This is a genomic window from Bacteroidota bacterium (assembly GCA_005882315.1).
Lineage (GTDB): Bacteria > Bacteroidota > Bacteroidia > Chitinophagales > Chitinophagaceae > VBAR01.
Window position 1 is genome coordinate 485,493 of the sequence record VBAR01000002.1, and the last position, 19,900, is coordinate 505,392.

At 38.5% G+C, this 19,900-nt stretch carries 15 protein-coding genes; 9 read left to right on the plus strand and 6 right to left on the minus strand.

Annotated features, from left to right (window positions below):
- Nucleotides 1–32 precede the first annotated feature (32 nt).
- The 3 genes from E6H07_13265 to E6H07_13275 all read right to left on the minus strand — a co-directional run bounded on the left by E6H07_13265 (nt 33) and on the right by E6H07_13275 (nt 2,424).
- A complete protein-coding gene (locus E6H07_13265) occupies nt 33–683 on the minus strand; it encodes a response regulator transcription factor (protein ID TMI63733.1) in 651 nt (216 codons plus the stop codon).
- A complete protein-coding gene (locus tag E6H07_13270) occupies nt 652–1,437 on the minus strand; it encodes a hypothetical protein (GenBank protein ID TMI63734.1) in 786 nt (261 codons plus the stop codon). Before E6H07_13270 ends, E6H07_13265 begins: the two co-directional genes overlap by 32 nt.
- 627 nt (nt 1,438–2,064) lie before the next feature.
- The gene (locus E6H07_13275; GenBank protein TMI63735.1) at nt 2,065–2,424 is read right to left on the minus strand and encodes a hypothetical protein; all 360 of its coding nucleotides are present in this window, start codon (nt 2,422–2,424) and stop codon (nt 2,065–2,067) included.
- 257 nt (nt 2,425–2,681) lie between these two features.
- On the opposite strand from E6H07_13275, the gene E6H07_13280 reads away from it, so the two are divergent.
- A complete protein-coding gene (locus E6H07_13280; GenBank protein ID TMI63736.1) occupies nt 2,682–3,032 on the plus strand; it encodes a helix-turn-helix transcriptional regulator in 351 nt (116 codons plus the stop codon).
- A 57-nt stretch (nt 3,033–3,089) separates the two neighbouring features.
- On the opposite strand, the gene E6H07_13285 is transcribed toward E6H07_13280, so the two are convergent.
- Genes E6H07_13285 through E6H07_13295 form a run of 3 tightly spaced genes read right to left on the minus strand, consistent with a single transcriptional unit; the run spans nt 3,090 to nt 4,887 of the window.
- Entirely contained in the window at nt 3,090–4,349 is a 1,260-nt protein-coding gene (locus E6H07_13285; GenBank protein TMI63737.1) for a HipA domain-containing protein, read from the minus strand.
- A gap of 2 nt (nt 4,350–4,351) precedes the next feature.
- Nucleotides 4,352–4,678 carry a phosphatidylinositol kinase gene (locus tag E6H07_13290; protein ID TMI63738.1) on the minus strand — a complete coding sequence of 109 codons (327 nt, stop codon included), beginning with the start codon at nt 4,676–4,678 and terminating at the stop codon, nt 4,352–4,354.
- Entirely contained in the window at nt 4,678–4,887 is a 210-nt protein-coding gene (locus tag E6H07_13295; GenBank protein TMI63739.1) for a helix-turn-helix transcriptional regulator, read from the minus strand. The genes E6H07_13290 and E6H07_13295 overlap by 1 nt, the downstream gene beginning before the upstream one ends.
- A 942-nt stretch (nt 4,888–5,829) precedes the next feature.
- Here E6H07_13295 and E6H07_13300 point away from each other — a divergent pair.
- The 8 genes from E6H07_13300 to E6H07_13335 form a co-directional block, all read left to right on the plus strand.
- Nucleotides 5,830–6,390: a hypothetical protein gene (locus E6H07_13300; protein ID TMI63740.1), complete on the plus strand. Its 561-nt coding sequence runs from the start codon at nt 5,830–5,832 to the stop codon at nt 6,388–6,390.
- On the plus strand, nt 6,374–7,651 hold the full coding sequence (locus tag E6H07_13305) for a hypothetical protein (GenBank protein TMI63741.1): 1,278 nt from the start codon (nt 6,374–6,376) through the stop codon (nt 7,649–7,651). The genes E6H07_13300 and E6H07_13305 overlap by 17 nt, the downstream gene beginning before the upstream one ends.
- Nucleotides 7,639–7,992 carry a hypothetical protein gene (locus tag E6H07_13310; GenBank protein ID TMI63742.1) on the plus strand — a complete coding sequence of 118 codons (354 nt, stop codon included), beginning with the start codon at nt 7,639–7,641 and terminating at the stop codon, nt 7,990–7,992. The genes E6H07_13305 and E6H07_13310 overlap by 13 nt, the downstream gene beginning before the upstream one ends.
- On the plus strand, nt 7,989–8,468 hold the full coding sequence (locus E6H07_13315) for a hypothetical protein (protein ID TMI63743.1): 480 nt from the start codon (nt 7,989–7,991) through the stop codon (nt 8,466–8,468). Before E6H07_13310 ends, E6H07_13315 begins: the two co-directional genes overlap by 4 nt.
- A complete protein-coding gene (locus E6H07_13320) occupies nt 8,461–9,618 on the plus strand; it encodes a type II secretion system F family protein (GenBank protein TMI63744.1) in 1,158 nt (385 codons plus the stop codon). The genes E6H07_13315 and E6H07_13320 overlap by 8 nt, the downstream gene beginning before the upstream one ends.
- A gap of 326 nt (nt 9,619–9,944) precedes the next feature.
- Nucleotides 9,945–13,988 carry a hypothetical protein gene (locus E6H07_13325; GenBank protein TMI63745.1) on the plus strand — a complete coding sequence of 1,348 codons (4,044 nt, stop codon included), beginning with the start codon at nt 9,945–9,947 and terminating at the stop codon, nt 13,986–13,988.
- A gap of 11 nt (nt 13,989–13,999) precedes the next feature.
- The gene (locus E6H07_13330) at nt 14,000–17,761 is read left to right on the plus strand and encodes a hypothetical protein (GenBank protein ID TMI63746.1); all 3,762 of its coding nucleotides are present in this window, start codon (nt 14,000–14,002) and stop codon (nt 17,759–17,761) included.
- Between the two features lie 720 nt (nt 17,762–18,481).
- The coding region (locus E6H07_13335) for a hypothetical protein (GenBank protein TMI63747.1) at nt 18,482–19,900 on the plus strand (1,419 nt) is incomplete at its 3' end.

Sequence of the window (19,900 nt, forward strand, 5' to 3'; positions counted from 1 at the left end):
CTTGAATTGGATGACGGCATTAACGGGATCGATCAGGGCTTAAATAACCCATGACGAATTGCATAAACAACAATACCAACCATGTTCTTAGAATTTGTTTTTTCCATGATATAATCCCTGTATTTCTCAACGGTCCTGTGAGTCAAATTTGTTACTTCAGCAATCTGCTTACTTGCATATTGCTCGCAGATCAATTTGATGATCTCGATCTCTTTTTTTGAAAAAATTGTTCCACTATTCTTTTCTCCCAGTTTAGTCTGCGCGATCATTTTCGATAAGCGCAAGGAAGTGCTGTTGCAGAAATAGCTGGCTCCTCCAAATACCGCCTCTATGGCGTCAATTAATTCCTGCTTTCTTGTACTTTTCAGCAAATACCCATTAGCCCCTGCATCGAGCATTTCAACAATCAGATGATCATCACCAAACATCGTCAATGCTATTACGCCCGATTGCGGATGTTTACTTTTAATTTCCTTTGTCGCCATTATGCCATTCATAACGGGCATTTCAATATCAGTTATAACGATATCGGCTTTAGTCGTTTCCATTACCCGTACTAATTCATCGCCGTTACCCGCTTCGCCGACGATCTCGAACTTTCGTTCCTGCCCCAGCAGCATCCGGATACCTTCGCGGAACATCGGAAAGTCATCAGCTATTAATATCCTGATCGGTTGTTTCATTTTTATCAGTTATTGGTATTTCAAAAAAATATTCCGTTCCATCCTTTGCACCCGTAGTGCATGTTAACCTTCCCCCGAGCATTTCGGTCCTGTTCTGTAAACTGCTTATTCCAAGCCCGGTCTTTTCAAATTTATTTTTCTCTAATGATATCCCTATTCCATTGTCTTTGTACAAAAGATAGAGTTTCCTCTTTTTTTCAGTGATCACGACCTGTACATTTCCTGCACCGGAATGCTTCACAGCATTATGAATCAATTCCTGCATGATCCGGTAAACATGCAGCCCGTAATACAAACTCAATTCCTTTTTTAACCGGTACTGCAGTTCGAGTTTTATCGGGGTGACCTCGCTGTACTGTTCAAAAAAATCTTTTAATGCAGTATGCAGTCCTTTTGTGACGAGTGCTTTGGGAGTAAGATTTTTCGCAATGCCATTAAACCGTTCATATAACAAGCTCATATTCCGGCCGGCTTTTTCAAGGTGAGCTTTACTTTTTTCATTGATACTTTCTGCGGCATCTATATGGATCTGCGTCACTGCGAGCAGCGGCCCGAGCTCGTCATGGAGATCGCGTGCTATGCGGGTACGTTCCATTTCAAGCATTTCTATTTCAGCACGATAATTCTGACTTAACAATTTAAAATGCCTGCGGTGGCTCCTGAGCATACTGATCGCAAAATAAATTATTATACTTCCTAAAGTTATGCCGGTGATCAGGACTGCAAGATATATTGTCGTTTCATTGGTATCCATAGTATCGCAAAGGCAAAGATTAAGTTGGTTAGTAAATTAATGTAGGCAAATATTTCGTATATCCTTACCCTGAAAACCTTTGTCCTGTTAAGACCATAAACCCAAAAAATTTCTACCAGGATGGTGTATGTTAAATAAAGTATCAAACCAAGACAAACGAGGAAAACAGGGTTCAGTAATAAAGAGGATGGTTCTTTAAACATTTCCTTGTTTACTATATTGATAGCGAGAATTACGATGATGGTGGAATAGCAGATGATGAAATAGGAATTAAACGAATTTATGCTTCCTTTTGTCAATATCTCCGTTATCCAACCGACCAAAAAAAGGGACTGAATAATTAAATATAGCCGGTTATTATTCCTGTAAAGTCCCCACCTTCGAAATTGCCAGTTGATAATAATGGCCTCAAGTAAAGAGAAGATATTATAATAGACAGCGTTTGAATACCCGGCTTTCATTAGTATAATACTCAGTACCTCATTTGTGAAACCGAGCCATATCAGGATGAGAAAAGGCAAAAAAGCCGGGTCAGTTTTTTTGACCCTGACCCAGCCGATAACCGCACCGATCCCAACCGATAAACTGAACGCCGCGTTTAATTCAAATGTCATTTAACTAAATTATTTAACTGTTCAATGGTGAATCATCCGGACAAATGTCAGGGCACCTGTTCCCTCTTTCGAAAATATCATCCTCTTCGCCTGGTACCAATGTCTCTGTTTCCGGCGGCAGGATGTCATTGCCCTCGCTATCCGTAGCGACAATGATAGCATGAATTTTTAAATCTTCACTCATTCCATAATAAATTCTCATGCCTTCGCAACCTGATTTGGCCAGCAGGGTGTCAAATGGCGCCCGCGAAAATGCTTCTGAGAGTGGCAGAATGTTCTGATCCTGGAATTGCTGTTTCAAAATGTTTTCTTTTTCTGAACGGTACAAGGCGGTCATAGCTACGCCCTCTAACAGGGAAATGAAGTGGTTCATGATGGATTTGTTTTGTTGAGCTTCGAAAGTTGTCGATTTCAAAACGAATTAAAATCCGGCTTCCACGAGTATATGAGGTGTGTTTCCACGACTAAAGTGATTCGGGAAAAAAATGATCACGGTTTATTTTGATTAGTTATTGCGATTGTGTTTTCCCGAATCGCTTTCAGCCGCAAACCAGTCAGTGTATTTTGTGATGGCAGGTATAAAATATCCTGCGATGAAATTTAAAACTATGTAAACCAAAATTTAATTCTATGCAAGATTACAGTACCCTAACTAACAAAGACATTGCTGCGAAAGCCCGCGCTCTTATACTCGCGGACCTGTCAATTTATGATTCGGTGCCCGCACTCGCAAAGAAGGCCGGAACCAATCCATACACATTAAAAAAAGTCTTTAAAGAAATGTATGGCGAAAGTGTTTTCCAGTTTTCGCGGACACAGCGGATGGAGCTGGCTCAAAAGTTATTGCAAGAAACAAATTATACCCTTCAGACGATAGGAGAGATGGTGGGTTATTCTGAAGGAAATAATTTCCAGGCATCGTTCAAAGTTGTTACAGGAATGACGCCGGGGGCGTTCAGGAGGAGAATAGGTGTCATATAGAGTGAGCTTTTGAATTGAAAACAGCGATCGGTAGCGGGACGGCAGAGACGAAGTTTTTTAGTTAAAAACGGTCTCAATTGCGTTTTGCTTTTCATTCGAAGGGTATTCGACTGCTGTTAACTCGTCTCCGTCTATAATTGTGTAAGGATCTTTTTCATTTCTATTTTTAAATTCAATGAAAGAGTATTTATTGTCTGCATCGAACTCACCCATGTCTGGTTTCATTCTTTCAAAATAGCCCACTTTCATAACCAGGTCCCGGAATATGAGTGTAACGGGAGCGGTAGTCGGTGCATACACACCGGGGTATTCCCGATTGATCGCAGAACCTATCATATCTTTTGTCATCCCCATTCTTCTTATTTTATCAAGATAAATGTCCAGGTATTTTTCTTTTATTTCATCACTTAAGAATGATCGCCTGATCATCTCTTCTACTTTTTCTCTTTGTGTCAGTAGTTGGGTGATGATCCGGTTTGTTCTTACCGCCTGCATTCCGATCCCATCCGCAAATATTCTGAAATCAGGCTGGCCATAAAATCCATTCCTACTATAAGAGGCACCTGAAAGATCATCTTTATAAAGTTCAAGCGCCATATCTGTTTCCTGTGGTGTATGCAGTACGGTACTCATCAGATCATAGGCAGGGGATAATGTATAGTCTCCCATCACCGTTTGTATCAGTGAGAAATTTTTAAGATGAGCATCGCCATTCGAGAATAAGTAATTGAATAATACAAGCCTGAAAAGTTCTTCTAATGCCAATGGATAAGCAGCAACATGTTCCTGTATCAATTTACCGATCTCTTCATAGCTTCCCTCGTATTTGAAATTTTCTCCCTGGTTATGCCGGCTGCGTCCACTGATCTGTGCCATATCTTCCTGCAGGTGTTTTGTTCCATCAGCCTTTACATCGAAGCGGCGTGTAATATATGCAGGTGTACCATCTTTAAAATAGATCAGTGCATTAGCTGCTGTCCTGATGCCAAATACCTGCGAAGCAATTTGCATCGTCAGGTGTTCATTTTCCGGTGCCTGTTCATGTGAGGCGATCAATACAGCTGGTGGGATGGGTTTAAGAATATATTGACCCCCTTTTTCTGTTAACACCAATTGTTTATTCTCCAACCGTAACGAATATTTTAACTGCACTCCTGAAATTGATAAGCGTTTTGTCTTTTCCTGGTACACAGGAAGGTTGCCCGAGTTAGGTGTATCAAAAGAAAGGGCAGGAGAGATCCTTACGCCATCAAATAATTGGCGGCGGCAATTGCTGCAATAGCCTTCTGTATTTTTTTTATAACATCCGGGACACATAGTTATTCTATTATTTCTTTTACAGTGATGGCACCGATCGTGTCATCACCTGCTGTTTTCAGTAAACGTGTGAAATCATCCTGCTCATCGATCTTCAAAAGACGACATTGAATATCTTTATTTATTCCTTCCGATAATAACCCGGTAAAAAATGAAAATAATACCGGGCTCCGGTGTTCCGCTTTAGTTTTTGGAATTGTCAGGCTGATGGATGGGAGGGTTGCATTCGCCAGGTAATTTTCAGTATATATAAACCGATAATCATCCGGAGCTTTTTTTTCGAGATGACCCGCCAGGATACCATTATAATATATACCCGCTTTTGCCATTAACTACTCTTCTTTACCAGTAATGTCAATTCCATTCCCAAAACCCTCGCAAGTTTTTCAAGCGTTTCCACTGAAGGGTTACCCGTTCCCGTTTCAATTAAATGTATCGTTTTGATCGTCAGTCCACTCAGCTCTGCCAGATCTTCTTGCCGAAGATTCAGGAATTCCCTTCTAAACTTGATTGCGTTGCCAATTTCTTCTATTGTCATCGGAAATATATTTCTGATTATGTAAATGTAGTGGGTATTAAGTAAATATTTTGTTTATAACGGAAATATATTTCTTATTATTTAAATAATTTTAGATTTATAGGTACTAATTAGATTAAATCGGAAATATATTTCTGGTAAATGCAAAAAATTGTTAAATTTTACGATAATGAAAAGCCATTAGAATGTTTTAAAGTTTAAACAATTGTCTCTAAATTGAGTGCAGATCTTCATAGGAAAAGGTTTAATGGTTAATTACATGATCCCCTGATCTCTATCAGGGGATCTTTATAAACGCTTTGTGTGTTTATAAGTTTTAATCCTTCCCGAGAAGGGCTTATTTAAGGAAACTATAAACCTATTTCAGGACGAGACAGTTTCTGGGTTAACCACCAATAGACCCGGGGGAAATGAGCTTTGGAAACAGGAGCTAATTTTTTTTAAGTTAATGATGCACAAGTTCGAGTTTGTAAAAGATGATCCAGGGAAGCTAACAAAAATAATTATCAGTCAGGTCGGAAGAAACGGAGGCGAAAAAGTGAAGTTGGATATCAATTCAAAATTCATCAAATCAACAATCGGTTTCTAAAAGGATAAAAAAGCCGAATGATATTCGTTGCTGATCATAGCGCGCTTAGAAAATTCAAAACCAAACTCACCGATTCAAGTGTACACATATATCCTTCCTTGTCGGAATTAATCAAATGAATCTGTAGACCGGTTTCGCTAATTTCAATCGTTTATTTTCCGGTAAAAAGCGGATAACGAATTTACTTTTGATATAACAGGCGAGGTTGGTGCACCTCCCAGTTCACATTTTGTCTCTCCCTGACTCAAAAAAATATTTGGGCGTAAAGGATAAGTTCATTTAATTTTATAGTACGCGGTTTGCAGTCTCTCTCTTTATTTTTCCTTTTATTCATTTCTTAAAAGTGTTCGACTATGATCCTGTCATGTGTGAAAATCACTATAGCTATGGCATTACTATGTATAGTTGGGGCCGATCCCTGCCTGGCTCAAACAGAATTAAGAATGGAAGCATTGAATCGATATACCATCGTGAAAAGTGATACGGTATTAGTGTTTTACGCAGTGAAACCAGTCGATAAGATCGATTTTGATATCGGCAAGAAGTATTACTGGTATATAAAGGATACAATTATTACGACCCAGGCCGCTGCTGATGGAAAAATTTTACATGGAAGTTTCAGGAAACTATTTAATGATAAGAACCTCGCAGAAGAAGGAACTTTTGATAATGGACTGAAAGATGGGCATTGGAAATCCTGGTATCCCGGCGGGAATTTAAAGATGATGATAAGTTGGGACAAAGGAGAGATGAATGGTGAAGTAATCGAATATGGTGAAAACGGAATGATCATGAAAAAAGGAAAGATGAAGGATAATAAATTCAACGGGTATATTATGACAAAGCAGGCTAACGGCCAGTTCAATAAGGAAATTTATAAAAATGGAGAGCGAGAGAATGTCAAAGACAAGTAACAGAATATTCAATTTCCAATTTAAAGGTAACAGTCTTGTGCTTACCCTGATCATATTTCTCGTTTTATCAACTCTTTGCGTTTCGCTGATATTGACAGGATTTTACAACAAACAACTTGAAAAAACAAATGTGATCAATACAAGATTAAATTACAATCTCGGATCTGCGATCAATCTCGTGTTGGCTGACACTACTCAATTTCAGCAGACAGATACAGATAGTCTTGACCTATTCGGTGACGAAAAAGACTCCGTTGCGATTGTCAGAAAGTCCTGGGGATTTTTTCAATTGGCAGAACTGAGCTCCCATTTTAAACGATTCGAAAAAACGAAGATATTTTTTTATGGCTCAGTATTGCCCAAACAACTTAACGCTTCACTTTATCTTGCCGACCACAACCGGCCACTTTCAATTTCAGGCAATACAAGATTGAATGGCAATGTTTTTTTACCTAAATCGGGAAAAATAGTTTCCGATATTGTTGCCAATACCAGCGGGAGTGCTACACAGGCCACCGGTGAAATAAAGATATCTGAAGATAGCTTACCTGCGATAGCCTTTCAGTTATCGGAAATAAAACATATACTGGATAAAAATTTTAAAGTTCAAATTGAAGATATGGCTATCTCAATGGATTCCCTGCGCCGGTCATTTAACGATGACAGATTAATGATCAGGTTACATGGACGAGTACTACTCGAAAATTGCAAGTTGTCAGGACAAATTCTGATCTGTTCGGATAGTATAATTGAAGTAGGCAAAACTGCTCATCTCGATAATATTATCATGATCGCACCGGTAATAAAATTTGAAAAAGGTTTTTCCGGCAGGCTCCAGGCGTTTGCAAGCGATAGTTTAATCGTTGATGAAAATTGTGAATTCACCTATCCATCAAATATTGTTCTTCTGAAAAAGGAAAAGAATGGTTTACAAAACAAGATGATCATCGGAAACAATTGTGTTATCTCCGGAGCCGTTTTATCAATCTGCCAGGAAAAAGATCATTTCAAAAGCTATATACAGATCGGAACTGGCACCACTATCCATGGGCTGTTATATACAATGGGCTACCTGGATCTATCAGGAAGGATAAAGGGAATAGTGTTGACGGATTATTTTATTTATAAGAGTCCTACAACAGTTTATGAGAATTATTTGGTGAATGCCGAGATAGACAGAAGTCAACTTTCGCCCTATTTTGTTTTTCCATCACTTTTTAATAACGACTCACCAAAAGCAGTAGTTGCATGGGTAAACTGATAAATCCAAGATTGAGATCTGCAACTTTAGTTGAGACTATCGTGGCACTCATAATAGTGCTTGCTCTTACCGTTATCACAGTTACGATACTGGTACAGATCACTGCAACCGGCTATTCATCAAGGATGGCAAAAGCCGATGCATTGCTGAGTCATCATATTTCTGTACTTAAAGCCAGCAATACATTCAGCAATGATGAATTCCAGGAGGGAGAGTTGATGGTTAAAAAGGAAGTATCATATACTGAAAGGAACAGGAAGCTCATACAGGTAAAGGTATCCGTCTATGATCTTGCTGAAAATTTAATAAGAACGCAAAGTATTATTTGTTTGACCGAATGAAAGGTATAAAAGCATTTACAGTTATCGAATTGATCATGACACTGCTGATCAGTGGTATTGTCATCACTATTGCATTTTATGCATTTCTTTTCGTGAATAAACAATTCGGTCACTATATAGCCAGATCTAATCAAATGAATGAGTATGCTCTCTTTAAAAAAGCATTGGAAACTGATTTAAACAGATCGGCCTTCCTCGTAGACTCGGCAGGGATCCTGGTTTGTAAAATGTATGCTAATAGTGACGTGATCTATTTTACTTCCGACGATCTTATAATAAGATATAACGAAATAGCGACAGATTCGTTCAGGATCAAGAACACCGGGTTCACCGCCTCATTTGTTACCGGAACTGATAAGATCATGAATGGCTTATTGGTCAAGTTGGTTTTGATGGGACAGGATATAGAGATGAAATTTGACAAGAACTATTCAGCGGAAGAGTTAATTAACGCAGAAATTAAAGTTAGTGAGTGAAACTATCGACATAAGAAAGATCAGGCGACCACGCAATGCCTCAACAGACGTTCAAATTAATATTTCGAAGGGTGCAAATTTTTGGGATTTTCTGAACAAAGACATCCGTCTTGGCAACAGTAAACTCTCGGACAAGTTAAAAGAAAGTTTTTACCTGGAGCTATGGAGTCTCGTAGATGCCGGAGTCGATATCAAGACAGCGCTTGAACTAGTGAAGCAGGAGCAGAAAAAAACAAAGGTTAGGAAAGTTTTCGAATTTGTTCAAAATGCAATTGTTAGTGGAGCTTTATTCTCTTCAGCTTTAAAAGACGCAAAAGAGTTCAGCGCTTATGAGTATTACAGTGTCCAGATAGGGGAGGAGACCGGAAAGTTATTGAAGGTATTAAAAGAGTTGTCAACTTATTTTGGAAAAAAGATCAAACAACGCCGGCAAATAATCGGCGCGATCACTTACCCTTTAGTTGTTCTTGTAATTGCATTTGCAGCAGTTTCTTTTATGGTCGCCTATGTAGTGCCTATGTTTGCTGATACATTTAAAAGATTTGGATCTGATCTGCCTGCGATCACAAAAGTTGTTATTGCAGTTTCAGGATTTATCAAAAGTTTTATTGGTGTTTTTTTGTTAGCCTTGTTCGGTGTAATTATTTTTTGCGCCTGGCAATCTAAAAATAAATGGTTCAGGAAAATTTCATCCGTTCTTTTATTAAAGATGCCCGTGATGGGAAAAATGGTTCAACAGATATATTTATCGAGGTTTTCAAATACCTTGTCACTATTGATCGGTGCTAAGATACCATTAGTACAAGCGTTGCAGCTAACGAGACAAATGATCAGTTTTTACCCTATTGAAAATTCACTTAACGATATTGAAGAAAAAATCCTTTCGGGTATCGCCTTTCACAAAAGCCTGGCTTGTCATGCAATTTACCCTTCAAAGATGGTTTCGATCGTTAAAGTGGGAGAGGAAGTTAATCAATTGGAACTTTTTTTTGCACGCTTGTCAGAACAATATGCTGCAGAAGTAGAATACCAGGCAACAATGCTTAGCAAATTTATCGAGCCTTTGATAATCGTTATACTTGGATTGATCGTCGGAGTAATATTGATCGCAATGTATTTGCCGCTATTCAGGTTGGGCCAGGCATTTTGATTTTTATTATCAAATTTCAAATTCTGTTTTAAGGTTCATAAAATAATTTCGAACTTTTTATTTTATTTTTTGAAAAAATAAAATAAAATTTTGTCAGTTTCGTTTTTGTGTTTAGATTAGCATTACAATTCCACCCGTTGAAATTATTTTGTCTCTCTCGATAACTAATACCTAGTCTCTCTCCTGATCAAAAGATTGTCTCTCTCTGAAACTCGCTATCGCATTTGCGTTAGAAGAATTCTGCTTTAGATCAAGCTATCATTTTGTTTCTAAATGCCGCGGTGAATACCGGGATAAGGATTCTTTTAACTTTTAATTTCTTTATTATGAGATCTGCTTTGACCAACAACCTCCGACTTGTTTGTTTATTCGTGTTACTGTTCTCAACGATGCAATCAACAGCTCAACAAAATGTCAATGTTGATCTGTTGACAGGAACTGCAAATGTTTCCATTCCACTTTGCACAGTTCAGAAAGGTGATCTAACGGTTCCCATTGGTATTGGTTACAGGGCTGGTGGAATAAAAGTGGAGGATTATAATATGCAGGTCGGTCTTGGTTGGTATTTAATTGCTGAAGCAAGTGTTACGCGCATACTCAAAGGATTTCCTGATGACTTGCAGTTTCTCGGACATTCAAGTTATTCAACAATAAAAGGCTGGCTCAGGACTTCTACCATCCCTGGGCTTGTTGAAAGTTTTTCGATCGCTAATGATGGAAGTACTTCCACATGCACAGACGAAGTTTCGGATTACAATTATATGAATTCAAATTTCTCCGATTATTATGACACAGAGCCAGATATTTTTGCCGCTAGCGCACCTGGTTTAAATATTCAGTTCCTCTTCGATAAGGATGGAAATATTAAAAAATTATCCTCCACCGATGCAAAGATCACTTATGCAACAGATGGCGCTGGTCTTATTAATTCATTTACAATTACCAATGATAGAGGGATAAAATATGTTTTTGATAAGAAAGCATCTTGCGTTCAAACTGTCGATATTGGAATTACTCCCTCATCATTGAATGCATTCAGAAGGGATTACGTATTTTATCGTCACAATAGCGGTGGGGACGTGGCCACCTATACAGCCAAATGGTATATCAATTACATAGAAGATACTAAAGGCAATCAAATAATCTACACCTATGATGGAACAGAAGTAGGAACTCCGTTGCCAAAATCTGAAGAAAAAGCGCAAATAGTAAAATACGTTTCGGGTGCTTATACAAAGCAAGTTTTGTATACTACTACAAAGTACATGTATGAACAGAGAATCAAATATATTAAATCACAGGTGAGTGATGTGATCGCAACTGAAGCCGAATTTAATTGGGAAGGCAGTGTGACAGAGTCGAAACTTGCATCAATTAAATTTAACAGATCGGGTTCATTTGCAAGCTTCACGTATTCAGCGAAGTTTAATAAGAATAATAATCAATCTAATTGGGGTCGCGTTTTTTTGACAAACCTTTCAATCAGCCGAACAGGTAGCAATTTTTTTGGAGAATATAAATTTAAATATTTCGGTATTGATTTTGACAACCCTAATGATTCCTATTTATACAACCCCCAGGATTCAAATGTTGTTAAATCCCAGGATTACTGGGGTTATTACAATGCCGTTGCGAACACTGAACTCACTCCCAGTATTTGGGTGTATCCGGATAACTCCAGCGTGACAAAATTTAAGATCACAGAAATACCTAGTTATGGTGGCAATGTAGTTGCACTTTCAGGTGCCGACAGAAGTGCAACCACAAGTGCCATGTATGGCACGATGACGCAAATAACATACCCAACAGGTGGCGTTACCGTATTGGAGTATGAGAATAAGGATTATCTCGATAAAGATATAAATGCTGCAGTTCTAGGCGGTGGCATACGGATCAAAAAAATTACACATAATGATGGATTGAACACAAATGATGTAACATCTTACAGTTACAACGATCCTTCGACAAGTGTTACTACAGGGAGAGCCATTTCTGAACCACAATTTACATTTGCGATCCCTAATAGTTCAAGTTATGGAACATTAAGCGACCGCGTAAAATATTCTACATATAGAACAGTTTCTAATTTTTCGCAGGAGAGTAGCGAAATACTTTATGGAAAAGTAACCGTCAGCAAAACTAATGGTGGCAAAACAATTTACGAATTCAATACATCAGCTATCTGGGGTGGATCAACTGTTAATGAATGGTCTGAAAATACATCTTACATAAGTAGATACTACACAAGTAATCCATCTACATGTAATGCCATTGCTCCGGATTTTCTGACTAATGGAAAATATAGCTATCCTTTCCCTCCGAATCCAAATTTTGATTTTGAAAGAGGATTGCCGACAAAAGTTACCAGCAAAAGTGAAAGCGGAAATACAGTTTCCGAGGAAACCTATACCTATCAGCGATCACACACTTCACCAATTGTCATTCAGGCTTTAAGATTTGATGATATAATTGATGTTAGAGCTTATGCCAAATACAATATACTTGCAGTGGTTGATAACCTGATAGCTTCACGAACTACAAAAATTTACAGTACCCAATCTCCTTACACTGCCTATACTACCGAAACAGAGACTTATACATACCCGACAAGTGGCGAGCATAGACTACCGAAGAAAATTGAAAAAACAAATAGCGATGGAAATATATATACAAGTTATTTCAGGTATGTCAAGGACCCGGCAGATGGATCAGATGTTGTTTATACCAATACAAGCTCTGGTGGCGACGACTATGACAAATCAATTTATTATCTGAAGGATAAAAATGTAAATGCTAGGATAGAATCCTATCATTCAGCTACTGTAGGTTCTACGGAAAAATTCATAGGTGGTGAGTTGACAGCTTTCAAACCCTTTTACAACAATGAAACGGCGCAGTATATGTATTTGCCATCGGAATCCTGGAAATTCGTTTCTGTTGAAGGCACCACGAGTTTCAGTCCATCAATTGTTTCCAGCGGTACATTGACTAAAGATGCCAAGTATATTAAGACAGGTACCATCCTCGAATATGATTACGGTGGAAATGCTGTTTCCGTCATTGGCAATTCCCGAGTCGCCAATACTGTTCTTTACGAACCTATTAATGATTTAAAGGTCGCTGAATTTAGTAACGCAAAGATTGACGAGATCATGTATAACTGCTTCGACTTTGGCAGTCCATATGGTTATTTTACGAGTGTTTCAAATACTACCTGGACTGAACCAGGTCGGGCAAGTTACAAATGTTTCACCTTGACAAGCTCCTCAAGTTTGTCAAAGTCTGTGACCATGGCGGCAACAAATACAGATATGATCTTTTCGTGCTGGGCTAAAGACGCGACTTCAACAGTTACACTAACCGTCAATCTCTCAGCATCGGGACTCAATTCAAACTATACTATCTCAATACCGGCAGGAACAACCTGGACCTACTATGAAAAAAGGATTCCCAGACCATCTAATTCTTCAGTGACAGTGACAGTCACACTAGATGGAACAATAAAAATTGATGACATTCTTTTCTATCCAGGCAATGCATCAGTTAAAACGTATTCATACGACATTAAGACCTACTCTTCAGGATACACAAGTAAGATATTGACCGCTGAAACAGGAATGGGCGGAACAGCCCGTTACTTCGAATATGACCCTTATGGCAGGCCCTATCTAGTAAAAGATGTAGAAAATAACATTGTTGAAATGAAGGTTTATCGCCAGGTTCATAACTGGCAGGATCTAACTACACCTACTGTCGCCTGGTCAACACCTGTGTATAAGGATGTTTCTACCACATTTACGCCAACTTCGTCTATACCTTATGGTACACAAGGGGTATTATATACCTGGACCTGGGGTGATGGAAGTACTGAAACTTCAACTTCCAGTACCAAAGCACATACTTATACCACAACAGGAAACTTCACGATGACCTGTAAAATAGAAGCTCCCGGATTCACATCACTAACCAGTAGCAATTACACGGTATCTGTAAGCAACCAGCCACCACCACCCGTTTATCCAACTATCTGTGCGGCGGGTATCGCAGAATTGACCTCTTCAAACGAATGTATCCAATATTCATGCAGTGGTTTGAGCGCGAATTGTAGCCAGACAAAATTCAAATTGGTTTCAATAGATGGAGAGAGTTTGAACGACGTAGAAGCCTGGATATGGGAGAAGGCGCCTATTGGCACCGAAAGCTGGACTACTGTTGGCTATACGGATCAGCTTACAATTTCATTCAATCAGTCAACGACTGAATCTTATAAAGTGAGAATTCGAATTGCAATGGTCAGTGGCGCCTGGGGTACTTCGAATTCATTAACTGTACTGAACAATCTAGCATCAAAACCGCAACCTAAACCATAAATATAGTCCCAATGAGAAATAATTATAAATATCTATCTATCGTTGGATTGCTATTGCTTGCAAAAGCGAGTGATGCACAGATCACTCTTACATCTGGTACAGGTTTAATCAGCCAACCGGCGGGAGTAGTAACAGAGATCGTGAAGAAAAGCGGGATAACAGATGCTAGTTTGGTAAATACATTGCAGGCACATGAACGGGTAACTATGTATAGTTATGTAGATGGATTTGGAAGACCATTGCAGAGTATTATATCAGCAGGCAGCCCGAATGGTAAGGATATTATTCAGTTTAATAAATATGATGAGTTTGGGAGGGCAACTAAAAGCTATTTGCCTTTTGAAGCCAGTACAACAAACGGTACTTTCCAGGAACGTTCTACAGCGGAGACGAACCAGGCAAGTTTTTATACAACAAACACAACAACAAATAAGATAGCGTATGACACCAAACCTTGGGCGCAGGCAGATATAGAACAAAGCCCGATGCAGCGACTGCTGAAGCAGGGGAGTGTAGGTAATAATTTTCAAACTGATCAGCATTATCAAATGATGCTGTACCGCACCAATGAAACAGGGGATAACAGTATCAATGGCGGAGTAAGAAAATGGAATGTGGATGGTACGAGCGGCGGTACTTATTCTGCCAATGATCTAACCGTAACAGAAGCGGTGGATGACGGCAGTGCATCTGACCCTGGTCGTACAATTGTGTTTGCCGATAAGATAGGCCGGGTGATCTTAAAAAGGCAAAAGAACGGTTCGGATTATTTTGATACGTATTACGTGTATGACCTGGCGGGTAATGTATCGTATGTAATACCACCGAAGGCAGTAATAAAAATGAACAGCGTCGGATGGAATGTAAGTAATGTGCCCAATCTTATTTTTTCATACAAGTATGATGTAAAAGGAAGAGTGACAGAAAAAAAAGTTCCGAATGCGCAAGTGATCTATATGGTATATGATCCGCTTGATCGTGTAGTGTTGGTACAGGATGGCAAGATGCGCGTAGGCAACAAATGGCATTATACAAAGTATGACAACCGCTTCCGGAGTATTACAGAAGGAATCTATACGGATGCTACTCATACTTCACTCAGCAGTATGCAAAGTTATGTGGATGGACTTAGTTGTTATGCATCAAGTACTACCTACTATGAGACAAGAACCAACAGCACATCATCGTGGTACACCAATTACTGCTTCCCGACATCAGGTACAGAAGAAAGGGCTTATTACTATTATGATGATTATGATTTTGACAATAGCGGCAGTGTTGATTACAGTTACACTTCAGAAGGATTAACAGGTGAAGGAACTGCAACCGATAAAACATTGGGCATACTCACCGGAGTAAAAACAAAAATACTGGGCAGCACCAACGACTGGCTCATCAGCTATACATTTTATGATAAACGATATAACCCGATCCAGACCAAAAGTAATAACCAGTTGAAATTATCAACAGTATCAGATCAAAAAACAAATGTCATAGATTTTGCAGGAAAGATCACAATAAGTAAGGAATACCGGAGCACAGCATCATCAGGCGGTACCACGATTACCGTACAAAATACTTTTAGCTATGATAAGATGGACCGATTGCAGGAAATAAAGCAAAGCAATGATGGGCAGACTGAAGTGTTGGTAGTTAAATATGAATACAATCCACTTGGACAACTGGTAGACAAAAAGTTACATTCAACCAATAGTGGTTCGAGTTTTTTACAATCGGTGGATCTGCGATATAACATAAGAGGACAACTTACAAGCATCAACAATAGTACGCTGAGTAGTGATGGTGGTACAACTAATGATGAAAGTAATGATGTATGGGGCATGAACCTGTTCTATGAACAGGAAGATGCAGGCATTGATAACGATGCCAACTGGACTGGTATGATATCAGGAGTAAAATGGAAAGCCGCTCCTCCATCAGGTGGTAATACGGATGAACGCTCTTACATTTTCAGTTATGATAAACTATATCGTCTTACATCCGCTATCTACAAAGCCTATAATACTGGTAGTAGCAATTGGACAAAAGATGTAAATGGTTTTGATGAAACGGTTACCTATGATTGGGGAGGAAATATAGCAACGCTGCTGAGAAAATCAGTGATCAGCAGTTCAGTAACAATAATAGATAACCTGACCTATGATTACGGAAGTAATAATGATAATAACCAGTTGCTGAACATGACGGAAAGTGGCAGTAATAGTTATGGTTACCGAAACTTTACGAGTAGCAGCAGTGGTTATAGTTATGATGAGAACGGAAACCTGACAGCGGATGCAAAAAAAGGAACAACACTTACGTATAATGAACAAAATAAGGTTTTAAAAATATTACAAACCGCATCTCCAAATAAATATGTAGAGTATGGTTATGACGCAACAGGAGCAAAACTCAGTAAGACAATATTTGATGGCAGCACTACTACAACAATAAATTATATCGGCGCCTTTGAGTTTGATAACAGCAATGCACTCACCCATTTTGCAATGCCAGAGGGAAGGGTACGTAAAACAGGCGGCAGCACCTTTGTCTATGAGTATTTTATTACCGATCATCAGGGTAATGTACGAGTAAGCTTTGAAGATAACAGCGGAAATGCGGTAGTAAGACAAGAGAATAGTTATTATCCCTATGGAATGATAATGGCAGGTAACTATCAGCCATCAGCAGCAAACAACAGACTCTATAATGCAGGAAGCAAATGGCAGGATGATTTTGGTGGGATTATTGATTATTACAGTACATTTTTCCGAGAGTATGATCCTGTACTTGGCAGATTTAATTCAGTTGATCCCAAAGCTGAAGTAACAGTTGAACTTTCTATTTATCATTATGCTGGTAATAATCCTATTAATTTTAATGATCCAATGGGAGATGTGAAATCGGCGCAGGATATTGTGGACATCATAGGTAAGTTATGGAACTCTTCGCACGGAGGAGTTTGGACGGCTGGTAATGAAAATATAATTGCATATTTTGGGGATAATGCAACTGCTCTATTCTATGGGACACTAGTTTTTTTCGGGTTTATTCCAGATATAACAGATGACCAAGTACGAGGCGCTTTTCTTTCTGGCTCCGGTGGTAGCGGTGGTTTCAGTAAAACAATATTAGAACAGATAACTGTAAGATATTTTCAGATTTATAGGGGCGATCGTAATCTTAAAAATATAACATATGGGGATAATGAATCTCAAGTAAAAGATGATATTGCTAGAATACGTTCAGTCACAGCCGGTGCATTTCTCTTGGCAATAGTTGATGTTTTAGAAATACCAATAACAATTAATGCAATTCCAGGGTTTCAGTTTACCGATCCTGATAGAGAAGGCTCAAGAAGTGAACCAAATTTTTCTGATTCAAGACACTTTAGAATAGTAACAAGTGTGACTATTAAGTATGATCCCGAGTATTTTGTAATTTCAGATGATAAAGTAGGCTTTGCGTCGTATATTACATTAGGTCATGAGTTATTCCATGTTTTAGATATATATTCTTATTATAATGGGGTACAGAATTTTTATTTTCCATTTGATCGAGATAGCAAGGTTTATACCAGGCATGAATTCTCATCAAGTATTGACAATTCTTCTTTCCCAAGGACTTATTTTGAAACTCGGGCAGTCGCATTTGAAAATCAATTAAGGAGTCAATTCGGGATGGTCGGTATTAGAACTTGGTATGGGGGAGTTTATATCGGCAATTCTTTATCGATATTTGCCGAAGAGATGAAGAATCGAAAATATTATTAAGAAAAGAAAATGAATAAAAGTAGAATAGGGCTCTTATTTTTTAATACAATTTATTTTGTGTTAATACTAACTTTTTTGATAAGAGACGGCAATTTTCTGCTGGGAATTATTCGGGAAGACCAAAAAATGGCTTTTTTTCTGCCTTCAAAATTAAAATTGTATGGTTTTATTTTTCTTGAGTTATGTATTCTTTCATCAATAGTATTTTTATTTGTAAAATTGAATAATCTCAGTTTTATAATATTTGGTACCTTTTCAATACCGCTATTCTTAGGTTTATCTTATTTGGAAATTAAAAATAAATTTCATGACTATGATCTAAACTTGAAGCATTGGCTAATAATATTTACAATAGCGTCAATATATGGGCTAATTGCAAAATCTACACATTTATCGTCACATCTTAAATTGAGAGTTAGTCATTATATCGTATTAGTCATATTGTGTGGAATGGCTATTACAGGCTATTTTTATATCATTGGTAGAATTTAATATTCTGGTAGTCTTGAAGGTATATGGACTGCATATAACCTTCAGTATGGGTTAAAGAAATAAACCTTTTTGTATGACTTTTTTTTATTGATATTAGAATAAGACTGAAATCTCAAATCTTTAATCCGAAGAGTATGAATTTCAAGTAATCAACGTCTCTCTCCCTAAATGCGTAGTAGGGTCATTACTATGCTATATCTCTGTATTTAAACATAAAAATGGTTTCTTATGAGATCTATTCAACGTCTATGCAGTATAGCTGCAATATTACTGTTGTTATTAGCAAGTAATAGTTATTCCCAGATCACTCTTACATCGGGTACAGGTTTAATCAGCCAACCAGCCGGGGTAGTAACAGAGATCGTGAAGAAAAGTGGAATAACGGAGGCGAGTTTGGTAAATACATTGCAAAGTCATGAACGGGTTACAATGTATAGTTATATCGATGGGTTTGGAAGGCCCTTGCAAAGTATAATTGCAGCAGGCAGTCCGAATGGCAAGGACATTATCCAGTTTAGTAAGTATGATGAGTTTGGCAGAGCAACTAAAAGCTATTTGCCTTTTGAAGCAAGTACCACCAATGGTACGTATCAGGAACGGTCTACTGCGGAAAGTAACCAGGCAAGTTTTTATACAACGAATACAACAACAAACAAAGTAGCGTATGATACCAAACCATGGGCGCAGTCAGAGATAGAACAAAGCCCGATGCAGCGAATGCTCAAGCAAGGAAGCGTTGGTAATAATTTTCAAACAGATCAGCATTATCAAATGATACTGTACCGCACCAATGAATCAGACGATAACAGTATTAACGGCGGTGTAAGAAAATGGAGTGTGGATGGTACTAGCAGCGGAAACTATTCAGCCAATGATTTAATGGTAACAGAAGCAGTGGATGATGGCAGTGATTCCGATCCTGGTCGTACAATAGTATTTACTGATAAGATAGGCCGTGTGATATTGAAACGGCAGAAAAACGGTTCGGATTATTTTGATACATATGATGTTTATAATTTATCGGGTAATGTATCTTATGTTATTCCGCCCAAAGCAGTAGCCAGGCTCAATTCGATCAGTACATGGAATGTCAGTAGTGTTCCTAATCTTGTTTTCTCCTATAAATATGATGCAAAGGGAAGAGTGACAGAAAAAAAAGTACCGGGAGCAGGTGTGGTATATATAGTGTATGACCCGCTTGACAGAGTGGTACTGGTACAGGATGCTAAGATGCGTACAAGTAATAAATGGTTCTACACAAAATATGACAGCCGCTTCCGCAGTATAACAGAAGGTATTTATACCGATGCCACACATACATCACTCAGCAGCATGCAAAGCTACGTGGATGGACTGAGTTGTTATGGCAGCGGCACGACGTATTATGAAAAACGAAGCAGCAGCGCCTCACCCTGGTACACGAATGATTGTTTTCCTACATCAGGTACAGAAGAAAGACTGTATTACTATTATGATGATTATGATTTTGATAATAACGGAACAGCTGACCTGAGTTACACTTCAGAAGGTCTTACCGGCGAAGGCACTGCAACGGGTAAAACATTGGGTATACTCACCGGAGTAAAAACAAAAATACTGGGCAGCACCAACGACTGGCTCATCAGCTATACATTTTATGATAAGCGA

What these genes read in the sequence shown, in the direction of transcription:
- E6H07_13265 (TMI63733.1), bottom strand. Translation starts at nt 683, where the DNA reads ATGAAACAACCGATCAGGATATTAATAGCTGATGACTTTCCGATGTTC.
- E6H07_13295 (TMI63739.1), bottom strand. Translation starts at nt 4,887, where the DNA reads ATGACAATAGAAGAAATTGGCAACGCAATCAAGTTTAGAAGGGAATTC.
- E6H07_13290 (TMI63738.1), bottom strand. Translation starts at nt 4,678, where the DNA reads ATGGCAAAAGCGGGTATATATTATAATGGTATCCTGGCGGGTCATCTC.
- E6H07_13310 (TMI63742.1), top strand. Translation starts at nt 7,639, where the DNA reads ATGGGTAAACTGATAAATCCAAGATTGAGATCTGCAACTTTAGTTGAG.
- E6H07_13280 (TMI63736.1), top strand. Translation starts at nt 2,682, where the DNA reads ATGCAAGATTACAGTACCCTAACTAACAAAGACATTGCTGCGAAAGCC.
- E6H07_13315 (TMI63743.1), top strand. Translation starts at nt 7,989, where the DNA reads ATGAAAGGTATAAAAGCATTTACAGTTATCGAATTGATCATGACACTG.
- E6H07_13275 (TMI63735.1), bottom strand. Translation starts at nt 2,424, where the DNA reads ATGAACCACTTCATTTCCCTGTTAGAGGGCGTAGCTATGACCGCCTTG.
- E6H07_13285 (TMI63737.1), bottom strand. Translation starts at nt 4,349, where the DNA reads ATGTGTCCCGGATGTTATAAAAAAAATACAGAAGGCTATTGCAGCAAT.
- E6H07_13330 (TMI63746.1), top strand. Translation starts at nt 14,000, where the DNA reads ATGAGAAATAATTATAAATATCTATCTATCGTTGGATTGCTATTGCTT.
- E6H07_13270 (TMI63734.1), bottom strand. Translation starts at nt 1,437, where the DNA reads ATGGATACCAATGAAACGACAATATATCTTGCAGTCCTGATCACCGGC.
- E6H07_13305 (TMI63741.1), top strand. Translation starts at nt 6,374, where the DNA reads ATGTCAAAGACAAGTAACAGAATATTCAATTTCCAATTTAAAGGTAAC.
- E6H07_13325 (TMI63745.1), top strand. Translation starts at nt 9,945, where the DNA reads ATGAGATCTGCTTTGACCAACAACCTCCGACTTGTTTGTTTATTCGTG.
- E6H07_13300 (TMI63740.1), top strand. Translation starts at nt 5,830, where the DNA reads ATGATCCTGTCATGTGTGAAAATCACTATAGCTATGGCATTACTATGT.